A 14,967-nucleotide genomic window follows, 5' to 3' on the forward strand; every position below is an offset into this window, starting at 1 on the left:
TTAAACTATCTGACATGAAAAAAATATTCCCATATGGCATTATTCTTCTGACGTTTATCTGTGCTTGCAGTAAACTGGAAGAAACACCTTACTCGTCGATCTACACAGATAATTTCTATAAAACAGCAGAGGATGCAGAAGCTGCACTGGCTTCCGTTTATACCGAGCTGGCAGACCTGTACGCCGGTCCTTCCGCACTGATCGTACCTGATTTCAGTGCCGACCAGATCTATCCGAGACCGGTAGTCGGAAGAGATACGTATACCTTGTTCAGCTTTGATCCGCAGTATAGTGCTGCCGCGAGTTACAGTCGTACGAATGAATCGCCGGTTGATATCTGGAATAACTGTTATTCGGGTATTGAAAACGCGAACTGGTTGCTGATGAAGTTACCGCAGACAAACATGAGCAATGAAACCCGTAAACGGCAGATCTTCGGCGAAGCTTATTTTATGCGGGCTTTCTATCACTGGTTCCTGGCAAAGAACTTCGGCGAGATCGTTATCAGAACAAAACCCAGCCAGACCATCGAGGATGCATATGTGGGTAAAAGCGCCAAAGCAGATATTTACAAACAGATCTATGCCGACCTGGATTCCGCAGAAGCTGCCTTGCCTGCATACAGTAGTTCCCTGGTAAAAGGCCGTCCCTGTAAAGAAGCGGCCGCTGCACTTCATGCCAAAGCTGCTTTATACGGCGAAGACTGGGCAGTGGCATTACAGGAAGCAAAAGTAGTATTGACCAGCGCTTCCGGTGTCGGCTTACTGGATAATGTACTGGATGTATACGATGTGACAAAAGAAGATGCCGCCAGAAGAGAAAATCTCTGGGCCTTTGAAGCAGAGTCTATCGTGAATGGCCGTAGTTCTCAGATCATGAGTCTGTATGGTCCGCCGAATAGTGCCGCTCCTGCATATGGCGCTACTTCCTATGGTTCTGCTTTCGCTTACCAGTCTTTCTTTGATTCATTTGATCCTAAGGATAAACGCCGGCAGCTCATGGATACCAATTACACTAATAAACAGGGTGTTATTATCCACCAGGCGGCTATCACGCCTATCACCAAACAAGGTGTGCTCGTCAGGAAGTATGCGGATAAGAATTCCAACGGTGGTAGCCACGCAACGAACATTCCTATCCTGCGTGTGGCGGATGTATACCTGGTCGCTGCCGAGGCAGAAGCAAGATTAAATGGTGGATCTGCCACTGCTTATCAGTATATTAATACCGTAAGAGCAAGAGCCGGACTCGACGCCTTAGCGGAAGGATTAGGTAAAGACGATTTTATAGCCGCCGTATTGCAGGAACGCAGCTGGGAACTGTATGCAGAAGGTGATCGCTGGTATGACCTGAGCCGTACCAGTACCTTCCGTCAGTTAGTGCCACCGGCAGTAAATGATGTGTACAAGATACGCAGTCCGCAGCCACGTAACCAGTATTTTCCGATCCCTCAGAACGAAGTAAATGCCAATACCCTGCTGGAGCAAAATCCGGCCTGGAAATAAACAGTTAATCGTAAACGAAGCGATATGCGATTGAAAGGAAAATTATACAGCCTGGGGTTGATACTGTGTGTGCAGACCGTTACCGCGCAGCTCCGGCTACAGAATGAAAGACTACAACTGGAATGGACAAAGCAACCGGATGGATACCAGCTGGCGACGATCCGTACAGATGGGCAGACCTTATCAAATCCATCAGGCAAATACCTGTTGCTGTACAGTGCCGGTAAACCAGACAGTATACCCAATCTGCAATTAGCCAATACACATCCCGGTGGTTTCTCCCTGGCCGACTATCGCTACCTGGTGAAGAACTGGGAAGATAATCTTCGTCCGGTGAATATGAATACCGCCGGTATACCGCTTCCTTTCTATCCTGAGCGGGTACAGCAAACGGTCGCCGGAGCGCTGGTATTTACCCATACGGATGACTATGGGGAATGCAAAGCTGTCTGGCAACTGGACAAACAATTTCAACACGATATACTGGTCGATATCACTTTTACCGCTAAGAAGGCCGGTTATTATGCCATCGCTACGCCTACACTGGCTACTGCCCAACAGGATAAACCTGAATTTGGGATGATTCCGGGGTATTTCCAGAGTGACCTCGTACAGCACGACCTGGTACTCAGTTATGGTTACGGACAAGGCATACCCGATAAACCGGTCGTCTTCCGCGAACGTACCGCCAGTACTTTAAGTCCGCTGATCACCACACAAGGTATCACCATGGCGGTCATTCCCGCACCGGGTACCAGTCGCGATCCCTGGGAAAAAGACCACTATACCCACCAGCAATGGAAACTGGGATTATCTGTGATGAACAGGGATGGCCGCTTTACACCGGTCGCCTATCATCCTGTACTTGGCGAAACAGGTTCTTATATGGAGCCCGGCGCACAACGAACTTTCTCCTTCAGGTATACGGTACAGGCGGCAGACTGGTACACGGTGTACCAACATGCGGTAAACGACGTCTATCATTTTGCGGACTTCCTGAAACTGAAGACGACCCGGCAGTCACTCTCCGACAGGATCATGTCAATCCTGCATTACCTGGATGACGACAGCACCTCGATGTGGAAGACCTTTGACTACAAAGGATTGAGAATAGGCGCACAGTCCTATCTCGGCGGTGTGGTGGGTTCCGGTGGGGATGCCATGAAAAACTCTGACTATGGGGCTATGTGGATGCTGGCAACGATTACGGGAGATACGACTTTATTACACCAGCGACTGCCGGCAGCCCGTAATTTCAAACTCGTACAGCAGCAGGCGGAACCTGGCTTTTTCCAGGGCGCTGCCGTCGGACAATACTACCTCTGGAAAAAACAGCGTTTTACGGAGGAATGGGGCACTTATGTGGAACCTGTGGCACTGACCTACTACACGATGCTGGATATTGGTAATATACTCCTCTTTCAGCCCAAAGATGATGCCTTGAGACAACGCCTCAGACTGGGCGCTGATAAATTGCTGGAATGGCAGCAGGAAGATGGGCACTGGGAAGTAGGATATGATGGTAGCAGCACCAAAGCTGTTTTTACGGATATCCCCGATCTGCGGCCGACTTTTTACGGACTGCTTGTCGCTTACCGTATACTGAAGGATGAAAAGTATTTGAAAGCTGCGATGAAAGGGGCAGACTGGCTGATCCGGGAGGGCGTCAATAAAGGTAGTTTCCTCGGCGTATGCGGGGACGCCCGTTTTGTACCGGATTTTGCTACCGGTCAGACCGTACAGACCCTGCTCGACCTCTATGAAAGCTGTGGTGATGAAAAGTATAAATCGGCGGCAATCGCTGCTGCAAGAATTTATACGGCCTCCATTTACACACATCCGGTGCCTTCTATGGAAAGAAAGACAGTCAACGGACAGAAATGGGCAGACTGGCAGATCAGTCAGGCAGGACTGAGTTTTGAGCATGGAGGCAGTCTGGGATCGGCGAATTCACACGGTCCGATTATGCTGGCCAGTCATGCCGGTATGTTTGTACGCCTGTTCTCCCTTACACATGATTCACTCTTTATCAATATGGCGCGGGCGGCTGTACTGGGTCGTGACGCTTTTATAGACACCGCCACCAGTGTGGCTTCCTACTACTGGCGGGCGATGAATAAGGGTGCTGGTCCTTATCCGCATCACGCCTGGTGGCAGGTCGGACTGCTGACCGACTATCTTGTGTCAGAAGTGGCGCTCCGCAGTAATAACGGGATCAGTTTCCCAAAAGGATTTGTTACACCCAAGGTTGGCCCACATGCCTGTTACGGATTTGCGCCCGGTCAGTTGTTTGGGAGAGCAGTAGACCTGTATATGCCGGATGGGTGGTTGCAGGTAAACAATCCACAGGTGGATTATCTCAGTGCGAAGAGTCCGTCGGGAAAGGAGATATACATCCTGCTCTTAAACAATGATGATGCTCCTCAGCAAACAACGGTCACCATCAACGCAGGCAAAGCGTCTGCCGTGAAAACACAGCAGGTGAAATTACTCAATGCTACAGGAACTGTTGAAGATGAAAAATTATCCGGTCAGCAATGGTCGGTTAACATTCCGCCATATGGCCTGAAAATAATTGCACTCAGCTTATGATGAAATCAGCGATAGATACGACGGTTATATTCATTTTTTCAGCCTTTGTGCTGATTATAGGATTGCTGTTTGCCCGTACCGGAAGAAACATGAAATCTTTCTTTGCAGGCGGGGAGGCCGTGCCCTGGTTTATCGGAGGCTTGTCCCTTTTTATGAGTTTCTTTTCTGCGGGTACTTTTGTGGCCTGGGGTAGTATTGCTTATAAGTATGGTTTTGTATCAGTCACGATACAATGGACCATGTGTCTCGGCGGCATTATTACTGCTTTTTTGTTAGCCCCCCGCTGGAAGCGTACAGGCGCTCTGACGGCAGCAGAATTTATTCGTCAGCGGCTCGGCGCACCGGTACAGAAATTTTATGTCAACATATTCCTGCTGGTATCCCTGTTCAATAAAGGCGCTGTATTGTATCCCGTAGCAAAACTGGTCAGCGTATCACTAGGCTTTCCCCTGACTACCTGTACGATCGTATTAGGGTTGATGATGATCGCCTACACTGCTATTGGTGGTTTATGGGCGGTGATGGTGACCGATATTCTACAGTTTGTAATTCTTACGGCAGCCGTGCTGATGGTCTTACCCTTATCGCTTGATGCAGCAGGTGGATGGACTAAGTTCACACAACAGGTACCCGCTGATTTCTTTAATGTCATCAACGGAGAATACTCCATCGGTTTCATTCTCGCATTTGCGTTATACCATATCAGCTACATTGGCGGTAACTGGACTTTCGTGCAACGTTATACAAGCGTAGATTCTCCGAAATCAGCAAAGAAAGTAGCGTTTTTATTTGCAGGGTTATACCTGGTTAGTCCGGTGATATGGATGCTGCCACCTATGATTTACCGTAGTATCGATCCGGCATTAACCGGATTGAATACGGAGAATGCCTATCTGCAGGTTTGCCGCTTAGTGTTACCACCGGGTCTCATGGGATTGATGCTGACGGGTATGTACTTCTCTACATCCGCGACTGCGAATACCACCTTAAATGTTACTTCTGCTGTTATCACCAATGATATTTATAAGGCATTGATTAATCCCGGGGCCAGCGACCGGCAGCTGATCCGTGTGGCGCGCCTTTCCGGTTTATTACTGGGAATAGGGATGATTGGTGTGGCATTGCTTGTACCGGCGGCAGGAGGTATGATTGAAGTGGTGCTCAGTATTGCAGCTATTACTGGCGGTCCTTCTTTATTGCCGCCACTGTGGGCATTGTTCTCAAAGAAACTGACGGGCAAAGCGGCTTATATTATTTCGGGCGCCAGTTTGCTGGTCAACCTGTTGTTTAAACTGCTTGTACCGGCATTGACTACACTGAAGCTGAGCCGTTCCGAAGAAATGCTCTTGGGTGTAGGATTACCATTCCTGTTATTGCTACTCTATGAATTTGTCATCGCGCCTACAACAGCGGCGAAAGAATACCAGGATTACCGCATATTCCGTACACGACAGCAACAGGACGCGGCAGCACAATCCGCAGCAGAAAAAGAAGCCATCCATAAACAGAACCTTTTCGGGCTGCGCGTGATTGCATTTTCACTGGCATTTACTGCGCTGCTGCTCTACGTATTGAGTATACTGGCCTCCAGCGGTAATATGCTGGTAGCAATGATTGCAAGCGCCGTATTACTGGCGGCTATTATTCCGCTGCGTGCCGTGCGGAAGATCCGTAAACAACCCGAATACATGCTACAAAATAACATCCCTGTAGAGGATAGTGATGTACACCATCACCTGAAAAACAGGGAATCAAAAAACGAAGCTTATGATGAAAGAACAAGGCAGTGAAGGAAGACAATTAAAGACGCTCCGCTTTGAGGCAGATCTGATTGTTACCGGCGGCGGACTGGCAGGTGTTTGTTGTGCTATTACCGCTGCCCGTGCTGGTATAAAGGTCATATTGGTACAGGACAGGCCCGTACTGGGTGGTAACTCTTCCAGTGAAGTAAGGCTCTGGGTATTAGGCGCTACTTCACATATGGGCAATAATAACCGCTGGGCCCGCGAAGGGGGCGTTGTCGATGAAATCATGACGGAAAATATCTGGCGTAATCCTGATGGTAATCCGCTTATTTACGATACGATCTTACTGGAGAAAGTGACCAGTGAACCGAATATCCGGCTTTTGCTGAATACCGCCGTATTCGAAGTAAAGAAAAAGTCAGCCGATGTCATTGAGGAAGTCATGGCCTTCTGTAGTCAGAACAGCACGTTGTATGAACTGAGTGCACCGCTCTTCTGCGATGCTTCGGGAGACGGTATTGTCGCCTTTCTTGCCGGCGCAGCCTTTCGAATGGGAGCAGAAAGCGAATCAGAATTTGGTGAGCAGTTTGCTCCCAGTGCCGAATATGGCGAACTGTTAGGACATTCATTGTACTTCTATACAAAAGATACCGGTCGGCCGACCACCTTTGTGCCACCGGCTTATGCACTGAAAGATATTACTGCGATCCCCCGTTACAGGCGTATTAACAGTCAGGACCAGGGATGTCAGTTCTGGTGGATTGAATACGGTGGACGCCTGGATACGGTACACGATACAGAAACTATTAAGTGGGAGCTCTGGAAAGTGGTATATGGGATCTGGCATCATATCAAAAATTCCGGCTTATTTCCGGAAGCCAGTACCATGACCCTGGAGTGGGTAGGACAAATACCTGGGAAACGCGAAAGCAGACGTTTTGAGGGAGACTATATGTTGCGGCAGCAGGACATCGTATTACAGCATACGCATCCCGATGCGGTGGCTTACGGTGGCTGGTCTATCGACCTGCATCCGGCAGATGGTATTTTCAGTGAAAAACCCGCTTGTAATCAGTGGCATAGCAAAGGGGTTTATCAGATTCCTTACCGATGCCTTTATAGCCATAATGTGAGTAATCTATTCCTGGCAGGTCGTATCATCAGTGCTTCTCACGTTGCCTTTGGTTCCAGCAGGGTAATGGGTACGAGCGCCTGTGGTGCGCAGGCCGTCGGCATGGCAGCAGCCTTATGTCATCAGCATCAGCTACATCCGCGTGAGCTACTACAGGATGCGCGGTTAAGAGAGTTACAGACCTCCTTAATCAGAACGGGTCAGTATATTCCGCAGTTGCAGCTGAAGGATGAACAGGACCTGGTTACACAGGCTACCATCACAGCAAGTAGTGAATACGTGTTGCATAGCTTAAAGGCGGATGGCGACTATATCTCCCTGGATGCTTCTATGGCGCAATTACTGCCGCTGAAAGCAGGGAATATCCCCCCGATAACGGTATATGCAGATGTAAAGGAAGCGACGGTTTTGCAGGTTTCGTTGCGTACGAGTAGCCGTCAATCCCATCATACGCCTGATGTGATTTTGCAGGAACTATCGCTTCCACTGAAGCAGGGACAGCAGGCAGTTTTTGTATCTTTAGATACATTTCTCCCTGAAGATCATTATGTATTCGTCTGCTTTATGCAAAATGAAAATATCCGTTTGCGGAGCAGCAGTGATCGGATCAGTGGCATTCTCACCGTATTCAATAAAACAAATCCTGCTGTATCCAATTATGGCGCACAAACGCCTCCGGAGGATATCGGTGTGGAAGCCTTTGAATTCTGGTGTCCGGAACGCCGTCCGGCAGGTAAGAATCTCGCCATGGATATATCCGGAGGGATTGCACTGTTTAGCGCTGAGAATGTGCGGAACGGTATCAACCGGCCCACTTTTCAGCCGAATATCTGGCTGGCAGACGATGGTGACAGCGATCCACGCCTAACGCTGCACTGGCCGGAAAAGAAGACCATACGGGAGATAGAGCTGGTATTTGATACTGATTTTGATCATCCGATGGAAAATGTGATCTATCGTCATCCGGAAAGAGCAATGCCGTTTTGTGTAAATGCATTTGTGATCTGTAATGACCGGAACGAGGCCATTATGCGGGTAGATGATAATCACCATTCCCTGCAACGTATTGTGTTGCCGGAGCCGGTTATTACCAGCCGCCTGACGATCCACCTGAAAGGGACGCATGGAAATACGCCCCCGGGATTATTCGCCGTCAGGTGTTATTAAGGTAAGTTCACTATCAGCGGGGCTTGCCGCTTAATTCCTTCGATTATACCGTCATTATTCCGTTACTATCACAGTATCTGTCCGTTCCGGAACGGAGCGCATTCGGTGTAATAACGGCCTGCCAACGGTATAATATGGAGACGTAAAGGATAACTGATTGTACAACAATGCAAAAGAATTACGCACTATGAAGCAATGTATAAAATTGATAGTTCTGTTGATGTGTATCGTTCTGTTTAGCAGGAGAGATGCTGCTGCGCAGGAGGTGTTCCGTCCGGCGGAACATTGGGTATGTGTCAGTCAGACTGGCTATAACAGCGGCGAACCGATGCGGTTTACCGTACCTACTGCGATGAGTGGTAGTGTTGATTTTTATATTACTGCGAATGATGGACAGTCCGTATTGTACAAGGGCAAAACAAAGAACGGTACCGGCGATTTTACGGGCTTTGTTCCGGACGATAAAGCCACTGCATATGTCATCCACGTAAAAGGAGGAGACCTGCCGGCCGGCGTATCCTATCCTTTCCGCATTGGCCCCTGTCTCATAGAAACTGCCGGTCTGGAGCCTTCTGTGTGGTTTATGAACGATACCCGCAGTATTACAGGTACCCATCATTCTGCGTATGGTGGTTGTCCGTGGAGGGATGGTACTTATTATTCCTACGAAATCCCTTCTTTGATCTGGATGTATCTTTCCAATCCGGCGGCTTATGATGCCATGCCTGCGACGATTGCTTACGATAGTCTGAAACAGGTTGTGATGGATCCTGCTTATGTGTTTGTGCGTAATCCCAATGATGAAACGGCGATGGCAGCGGCCCGGAAATATTTTACAACAATTGAACCACCACTGGGTACGCGTATTCCGGATGTGATCATGGACCTGCACTGGGGCCTTGGTTATTACCTGGTAAATCCGGAAACACAGGATCCCAGTAAAGATCCGTTGCCCAGACAATTACACCCGCAGACCCTGGCACAGTTTGCCTTTTTCCTGTATGCTTATCCCTATATCAATAAATGGTTCTCACCAGCGTTTTATCAGCAGGTACTGACTTTCGCCCGTCAGCATTGGGGCGAGACCGGTTTGTTTGACCTACAGCGGGAGGTAGGTACAACTAAAGGCAGACACGCACCGGGCTTTTCTGTATTACCGAATCTGCTGATGTATGAAGTTGCTAAACGCGATAAATTACCAGATGCGGACGCCTATATGAAGGCGGCGTATCAGCAGACGAAATGGCTGATTGATTCTTTACAGTTACAGGACCCCATAGTCACAAAAGGACAGCGTATGAGTGAACATATGCTCATGAGCGGACTGGCCGTTTACTTGCAACAATATCCTGAACAGGCGCCGGCGGGGCTGGAAAAAAAGATAGGTGAGTGGGCGGATGTAGTGATCAGCCGTTCAGACAATGCCTGGGATTTCAGGCGATATGATATGCAGCAGCACTGGACGGTGCCGGAGATGAACGAAGTAGGAAATGTGGCGGGTTTCCCTGCGTCTGCATTGCTGGCCATTACCCTGTTGAAAGATAAAACAAAGGCAAACCGCCTGAAGCAGATTGCCTTCGCACATTTTGATAACCTGTACGGTCGCAACCCCCTGAATGTACATGCGGCACATCATCCGGAGAAAGGATTTTCCGGTATCACAAAGGGATATCCCAGGGGATACCAGGAAGATGTGTGTGCACGGCTGGAACTCTCACGTGGGGGATTAAGCTGTTTGCCAGGAACGGAAATGTATCCGTTCAATCCAAAGGGAAAAGATCGTCACCTGGAAGGCTGGATCAATCATAATACTGCCTGGAATATGAGTCTGGCGGTACTGAGCTGGTACGACAATCATCCACAGACCTTCAACCGTCGGAAAGAGGCGTTACAGATCAACTGGCAGGCGCCGGTGGGCAATACCGATACATTGCCTGTTACGTTATATGTCAATGAAGTGCCGGCCGGCAAGCTATTACTCTCCCTTACAAAAAAGGGTAGTATGACATTTACAGGAAATGCACCTGTTGAAAAAGATGCCTTGTTACTGGAAGGAAAACGACTGTCGTTAAAAAAAGGCGATCGCCTGAGGGTAGCTTATGGTTATGGATTCCTGGAGAAATCCGCCAGTCTGCAATGGTGATCAGACCGCATAAGCAAAATGCAGGCAATTCAATATAAATCCGTGATTCAGGTATAACCTGTGCGCGGGATGCAGCTGATAGCCACTATCCAGGTGTACCTGTTTAACAGCATGGGTAGTGGCTACTTCCCTGATATGAGCGAGTAACTGTGACGCATATCCTTTGCCCCGGTATTCCGGCAATACAAACAGGTCATCTATGTAGATCGTCTTACCGGTACGCAGCATATTGATAAACCGGTAGCCTACAATACCCGCTGCTTTTCCTGTTTCATCCGTGATAAAGGCCAGTCTAAATCCGTCTTCGATCACTTCCTGCATGGTATCGAGGTATTTGTCAGGATCGAGGTGGGTGCGAAACTGTAAGACAGGTGGCTTACAGTTCAGCAGATCCTCTTTTGTAGTGGCTGTCTTGATAGACATAGTGCGTTATTTAAAGCATGTGAACAAGATCGGTGATTGTCTTTCTTGCATTTTCTATGGCCTTTGCCCGGGCTTCCTGACCAGAAAATTGCACAGGATATACATTGATGAAATGGTGATCATGCAATCCGAGGAAGGCAAAAACGCGTTCCAGGTAGGGCTGCAACTGGTCCATAGATTGTTCCTGCATGAAGCCCGCTGAGAAGTCTGCGCCCCTGGTATTGATGATATAAACTTTCTTGTTTTTTAATAAGCCTTCATAATGATTGTCCTTCTTGCCGAATGTCCTGTTAATCCGCACGATGTTATCAATAAACACCTTGAAATAAGAAGGCACCGAGAAGTTATACATGGGCATACCGATCACGTAGATATCCGCCGCATGTAATCTGTCTACCAGCGCTTCCGATTCTGCCAGCGCTGCGATCATTTCTGGTGTCCGCTCTTCGGGCGGGGTATAATTCCCCTGTACAAAGAGCGCAGACGGATGCGAAGGTGTGTCAACAGACAGGTCGAGATAGTCAACAGGAAGCGCGCCGAATCTGGCAAGCAATGTCGTCATGAAGAAGGCAGACAGTTCCTTTGATACTGAGCGCTCCTGCCGGATGCTGCTGTCAATATGTAATACTTTCATAAAGGGCGTTATCAGAATTTGGGTTGCAGCTTGAAAGATACGCCTATACGGTTCCAGGTATTGATCAGGGTAGCCGCCATGATCAGTTTGGCCGTATAATCTTCTCCGAATACCCGCAGGCATTCATCATACAGTGCATCCGCAATACCGTGTTCATGTATAAAGGTCACTGCTTTTGTGAGTTGCAGGATCAGTTGCTCTTCTACCGTAAAATGATCGGTGGCTTCGTGCCATACGGGGATCAGTACGATCTTCCTGACCGGGATGTCGAGGGCCATAGCGTCCTGCGTATGTTTGTCGACACAATAAGCGCAGCCATTGAAGTGTGATGCCGCGATCTTGATCAGTTCATGATGCCATTTATCAATACCTGCCGCATGTACCGCCTTGTCCAGGTCTGCCATCACTTTGTATAATTCAGGATGGTTTTTACCGATGAATGTTCTTGTCGCCATTTTGTTTGTTTTATTGACACAAAGTTATGCTGTGATTGTACTACCTTAGTCATACAGATTTTATTAATTAGGTAGTACAGATTATGCTGGATACAATGTTGCTTCATATAGACAGGCAGTCGTCACAGGCGGTGTATGTACAGCTGGCCAACGGACTGATAAACCTGATCAGGAGCGGGATACTGAAACCGGGTACCCGTTTACCCTCAATCCGGGTCATGGCAGCTGAACTGCAGATCCATGCCAGGACAGTGGTAGCCGCTTATGATGAAATGGCGGCCCAGGACTGGATCTATAGCAAACCCCGGTCGGGTATGGTCGTGGCGGAGAATCTGCCTGATCTGAAGCCCCGTACATTCCGGACCAGTTTACCGGCAGCAGCAGATAAGTCAGCGGCAGGCGCCGATCCGCAGCAACAATTCCGCTATGTGATCAACGACGGGTTTCCGGATCACCGGATTGCCCCGGTCGAACAGCTGATCAAGCTCCAGCGCCAGGCTTTCTATAACGATGATGTGGAGCGTACTTCCATGTATTCAGATAGCCGGGGGAGCTTCAGACTCAGGAAAACACTGGCGGAACATATCAGCGGCTCCAGAGGAATCGCTATGACGCCGGATATGTTATTACTGACACGTGGTGCACAGATGGCGATTTATGTGGTAGCAGCGGCCCTGATTAAACCAGGAGACGAGGTGTTGGTAGGGGATCCGGGGTACCGACTGGCAACAGCCGTATTTGAGCAATTAGGGGCCAGAATAACCCGTATTCCGGTGGATGATGAAGGCATTGACGTTGACCAGATCGAAATGGCCTGTAAGAGGAAATTCAGACTGTTATATATCGTTCCGCATCATCATCACCCGACGACGGTCACATTGAGTGCGGCCAGGAGAATGAAACTGTTGTCGCTGATCAGAAAACACCGGTTTTATACCATTGAAGATGACTATGATTACGAGTTCCATTATGTCCACCGGCCGATATTGCCACTGGCCAGCGCGGAGCATGACGGTCATGTGTTATATATAGGTTCAGTCACCAAAAACCTGGCAGCCTCCATGCGCCTGGGATATTTGATTGCAGGAGAGGATTTTGTCAGCCGGGCGGCCCAAATCAAAAAAGTGATAGATCTCCGGGGAGACCTCTTGTTTGAAGATGCCCTGGCGGTCTTGTTTGAGGAAGGCATCATACAAAGGCATATCCGTAAATCCCTGAAATTGTATCAGCAGCGAAGAGATCTTTTCTGCGGATTACTGGAAAAGGAGCTGGGGGACTATGTCCGCTTCCGGAAGCCAGATGGCGGGATGGCGGTGTGGGTACAGTTTGACGGTAGGTTTAAGCTGTCTGTGATCGCTGCCAGAGCGGGGGAGCAGGGATTAAAAATGTCTGACGGTACGGCTTATGACCCGGTAGCCGAAAGGCTGAATGGGCTGAGAATGGGGTTCGCTTCCCTGAACGAAAGAGAGATGAAAAAAGTGACGGCTATTCTAAGGAAAATACTTGAACAATATTAAAGCAGTACAGATTAACTATATATTTCAAGTAACTTCGTTGTATACCTATACGTTAAACGGAAAATCATCTGAATGAAACCATTGCACCTACTAGCCATCTGTAGCCTGTTGTTTTTATCCTGTAAAAAGGAAAAGGAAAAGGAAATCACCCTACCTATCCAGTATGAGGCGACACACTATTACGTAAGTCCGGGCGGGAATGATGCCAACGACGGCTTATCCGCAGCTAAACCATTCAGAACCATCCAGAAAGCAGCCGATCTGGCACAACCGCGTTGCACCGTGCATCTGGCAGGGGGAGAATATAAACAGCAACTGGAGATAAAAGTGTCTGGTACTGATATTCACCCTATTGTATTCATGTCTGATCCTTATGTGCCTGCTGTGCTTACACAGGGAGGAGAAAATGATGCGATCCTTACCATAGAGGACCAGCATAATATTTACATTCAGGGCATTCATGTCGCCAATCTGACCCGCAACAATGCACAGGGTATCCTCATCAGGGCGACACCTGACGGAGGCGTGAGCAATATTGTGCTCAATGGCGTGAACGTGTATAACATTGCCTGGACCACGCAGCCGACGAAAACACCGGGAGAAAATGACAATGCGCAACCGATCATTATATACGGAGAAGGGAAAGCGCAACAGAACGCCGTATCCGGGGTCTCTTTATACAAGTGTAAAGTCTATAACAATGTGACCGGTTTCAGCGAAGCAGTCTCCCTGGATGGGAATGTCGATGGCTTCTCTATCGGTTCCTGCGAAGTCTATAACAATACAAATATTGGTATTGCTGCCATCGGCAATTATGGCGTCAGCAGCACCGCCGCTGTAGACCAGGCAAGAAACGGCAGGATCACGGATAACTACTGTTATGATAACATCTCTTCTTATGCGACCAGTGCCGGTATTTATGTAGATGGCGGCAGCAAAATCTTTATTGCCCGGAATCGTTGTAAAAACAACGGATACGGGATAGAGGTAGGTTGTGAAGAGAATGGCAGCGCCAGCGATATACGTTTATTGGGCAATGTGATGGAAGGTAACCAGGAAGCAGGTATGGCCCTGGGTGGATATGATGCAGGCACCAGCGGACAGGTACTAAAATGTCTGGTGGTGAATAATACCTTTTTTCAGAACGGTATAGCAGGTGCCGGCGGCGAACTGGCCATTACCAAAGCATCAGACTGTAAGATCATGAACAACATATTTTACGGTGGTACTTCCTTGCTGTTGTATGGAGAAAAGATCAGTCCACAGCAGAATAATACGTTTGACTACAATTGCTGGTTCACAACTGTAGCAGGTGGTCCGCTCTTTACCTGGGCAGGTAAAAACTACAACACGTTCGACGCCTGGCAGAGTGGAACAAAACAGGACCTGTCTTCCCTGAACTTTGATCCTAAGTTTGCAAGTATACAGCGCAATAATATAGATCTGCATCTGCAGACGGGAAGCGGGCTCCGGAAACAGGCGAATGCCGCCATTCTTTCCCTGGTACAGCCCACAGATGTTTTTGAACAGGATCTGGATCGTATATCCTTTGGAGACGATTATCCCACTATTGGCGCTTACCAGAAGTAATAATAAATTCTCCGCAGCCGGGTTGCATCAGTGCATGATATTTTAGTACGACCAAAATATCCAT

The 14,967-nt window shown here is 48.5% G+C and carries 10 protein-coding genes; 7 read left to right on the plus strand and 3 right to left on the minus strand.

The annotated features are described in order from the left end of the window. The first annotated feature begins 14 nt into the window (after positions 1 to 14). The 5 genes from CPIN_RS17580 to CPIN_RS17600 all read left to right on the plus strand — a co-directional run bounded on the left by CPIN_RS17580 (position 15) and on the right by CPIN_RS17600 (position 10,284). Complete coding sequence (locus CPIN_RS17580; protein ID WP_012791176.1) at positions 15 to 1,505, plus strand: RagB/SusD family nutrient uptake outer membrane protein; 1,491 nt, start codon at positions 15 to 17, stop codon at positions 1,503 to 1,505. A 24-nt stretch (positions 1,506 to 1,529) separates the two neighbouring features. Beyond that, entirely contained in the window at positions 1,530 to 4,097 is a 2,568-nt protein-coding gene (locus tag CPIN_RS17585) for a glycoside hydrolase family 88 protein (protein WP_012791177.1), read from the plus strand. Then, on the plus strand, positions 4,094 to 5,887 hold the full coding sequence (locus CPIN_RS17590; RefSeq protein ID WP_012791178.1) for a sodium:solute symporter family protein: 1,794 nt from the start codon (positions 4,094 to 4,096) through the stop codon (positions 5,885 to 5,887). Before CPIN_RS17585 ends, CPIN_RS17590 begins: the two co-directional genes overlap by 4 nt. Further along, positions 5,865 to 8,141, plus strand: coding sequence for an FAD-dependent oxidoreductase (locus tag CPIN_RS17595; protein ID WP_012791179.1), 2,277 nt, complete (start codon positions 5,865 to 5,867; stop codon positions 8,139 to 8,141). Before CPIN_RS17590 ends, CPIN_RS17595 begins: the two co-directional genes overlap by 23 nt. A gap of 220 nt (positions 8,142 to 8,361) precedes the next feature. Further along, positions 8,362 to 10,284, plus strand: a complete 1,923-nt coding sequence (locus CPIN_RS17600; RefSeq protein WP_012791180.1) for an early set domain-containing protein — start codon at positions 8,362 to 8,364, stop codon at positions 10,282 to 10,284. On the opposite strand, the gene CPIN_RS17605 is transcribed toward CPIN_RS17600, so the two are convergent. From CPIN_RS17605 to CPIN_RS17615, 3 genes are read right to left on the minus strand one after another with little or no spacing between them, the layout of a single operon-like run. After that, on the minus strand, positions 10,285 to 10,707 hold the full coding sequence (locus tag CPIN_RS17605; RefSeq protein WP_012791181.1) for a GNAT family N-acetyltransferase: 423 nt from the start codon (positions 10,705 to 10,707) through the stop codon (positions 10,285 to 10,287). A gap of 10 nt (positions 10,708 to 10,717) precedes the next feature. Then, the gene (locus CPIN_RS17610; RefSeq protein ID WP_012791182.1) at positions 10,718 to 11,341 is read right to left on the minus strand and encodes an FMN-dependent NADH-azoreductase; all 624 of its coding nucleotides are present in this window, start codon (positions 11,339 to 11,341) and stop codon (positions 10,718 to 10,720) included. An 11-nt stretch (positions 11,342 to 11,352) separates the two neighbouring features. Continuing rightward, positions 11,353 to 11,796: a carboxymuconolactone decarboxylase family protein gene (locus CPIN_RS17615; RefSeq protein ID WP_012791183.1), complete on the minus strand. Its 444-nt coding sequence runs from the start codon at positions 11,794 to 11,796 to the stop codon at positions 11,353 to 11,355. Between the two features lie 83 nt (positions 11,797 to 11,879). Here CPIN_RS17615 and pdxR point away from each other — a divergent pair, with 83 nt between their 5' ends. Next, positions 11,880 to 13,313 carry a MocR-like pyridoxine biosynthesis transcription factor PdxR gene (gene pdxR / locus CPIN_RS17620; RefSeq protein WP_012791184.1) on the plus strand — a complete coding sequence of 478 codons (1,434 nt, stop codon included), beginning with the start codon at positions 11,880 to 11,882 and terminating at the stop codon, positions 13,311 to 13,313. Between the two features lie 72 nt (positions 13,314 to 13,385). Continuing rightward, positions 13,386 to 14,903, plus strand: coding sequence for a right-handed parallel beta-helix repeat-containing protein (locus tag CPIN_RS17625; protein ID WP_012791185.1), 1,518 nt, complete (start codon positions 13,386 to 13,388; stop codon positions 14,901 to 14,903). Positions 14,904 to 14,967: the final 64 nt, after the last annotated feature.

Origin of the sequence: Chitinophaga pinensis DSM 2588, from assembly GCF_000024005.1 — a bacterium.
Taxonomy (GTDB): domain Bacteria; phylum Bacteroidota; class Bacteroidia; order Chitinophagales; family Chitinophagaceae; genus Chitinophaga; species Chitinophaga pinensis.

What these genes read in the sequence shown, in the direction of transcription:
- CPIN_RS17580 (WP_012791176.1), top strand. Translation starts at nt 15, where the DNA reads ATGAAAAAAATATTCCCATATGGCATTATTCTTCTGACGTTTATCTGT.
- CPIN_RS17585 (WP_012791177.1), top strand. Translation starts at nt 1,530, where the DNA reads ATGCGATTGAAAGGAAAATTATACAGCCTGGGGTTGATACTGTGTGTG.
- CPIN_RS17615 (WP_012791183.1), bottom strand. Translation starts at nt 11,796, where the DNA reads ATGGCGACAAGAACATTCATCGGTAAAAACCATCCTGAATTATACAAA.
- pdxR (WP_012791184.1), top strand. Translation starts at nt 11,880, where the DNA reads ATGCTGGATACAATGTTGCTTCATATAGACAGGCAGTCGTCACAGGCG.
- CPIN_RS17590 (WP_012791178.1), top strand. Translation starts at nt 4,094, where the DNA reads ATGATGAAATCAGCGATAGATACGACGGTTATATTCATTTTTTCAGCC.
- CPIN_RS17595 (WP_012791179.1), top strand. Translation starts at nt 5,865, where the DNA reads ATGATGAAAGAACAAGGCAGTGAAGGAAGACAATTAAAGACGCTCCGC.
- CPIN_RS17600 (WP_012791180.1), top strand. Translation starts at nt 8,362, where the DNA reads ATGTGTATCGTTCTGTTTAGCAGGAGAGATGCTGCTGCGCAGGAGGTG.
- CPIN_RS17610 (WP_012791182.1), bottom strand. Translation starts at nt 11,341, where the DNA reads ATGAAAGTATTACATATTGACAGCAGCATCCGGCAGGAGCGCTCAGTA.
- CPIN_RS17625 (WP_012791185.1), top strand. Translation starts at nt 13,386, where the DNA reads ATGAAACCATTGCACCTACTAGCCATCTGTAGCCTGTTGTTTTTATCC.
- CPIN_RS17605 (WP_012791181.1), bottom strand. Translation starts at nt 10,707, where the DNA reads ATGTCTATCAAGACAGCCACTACAAAAGAGGATCTGCTGAACTGTAAG.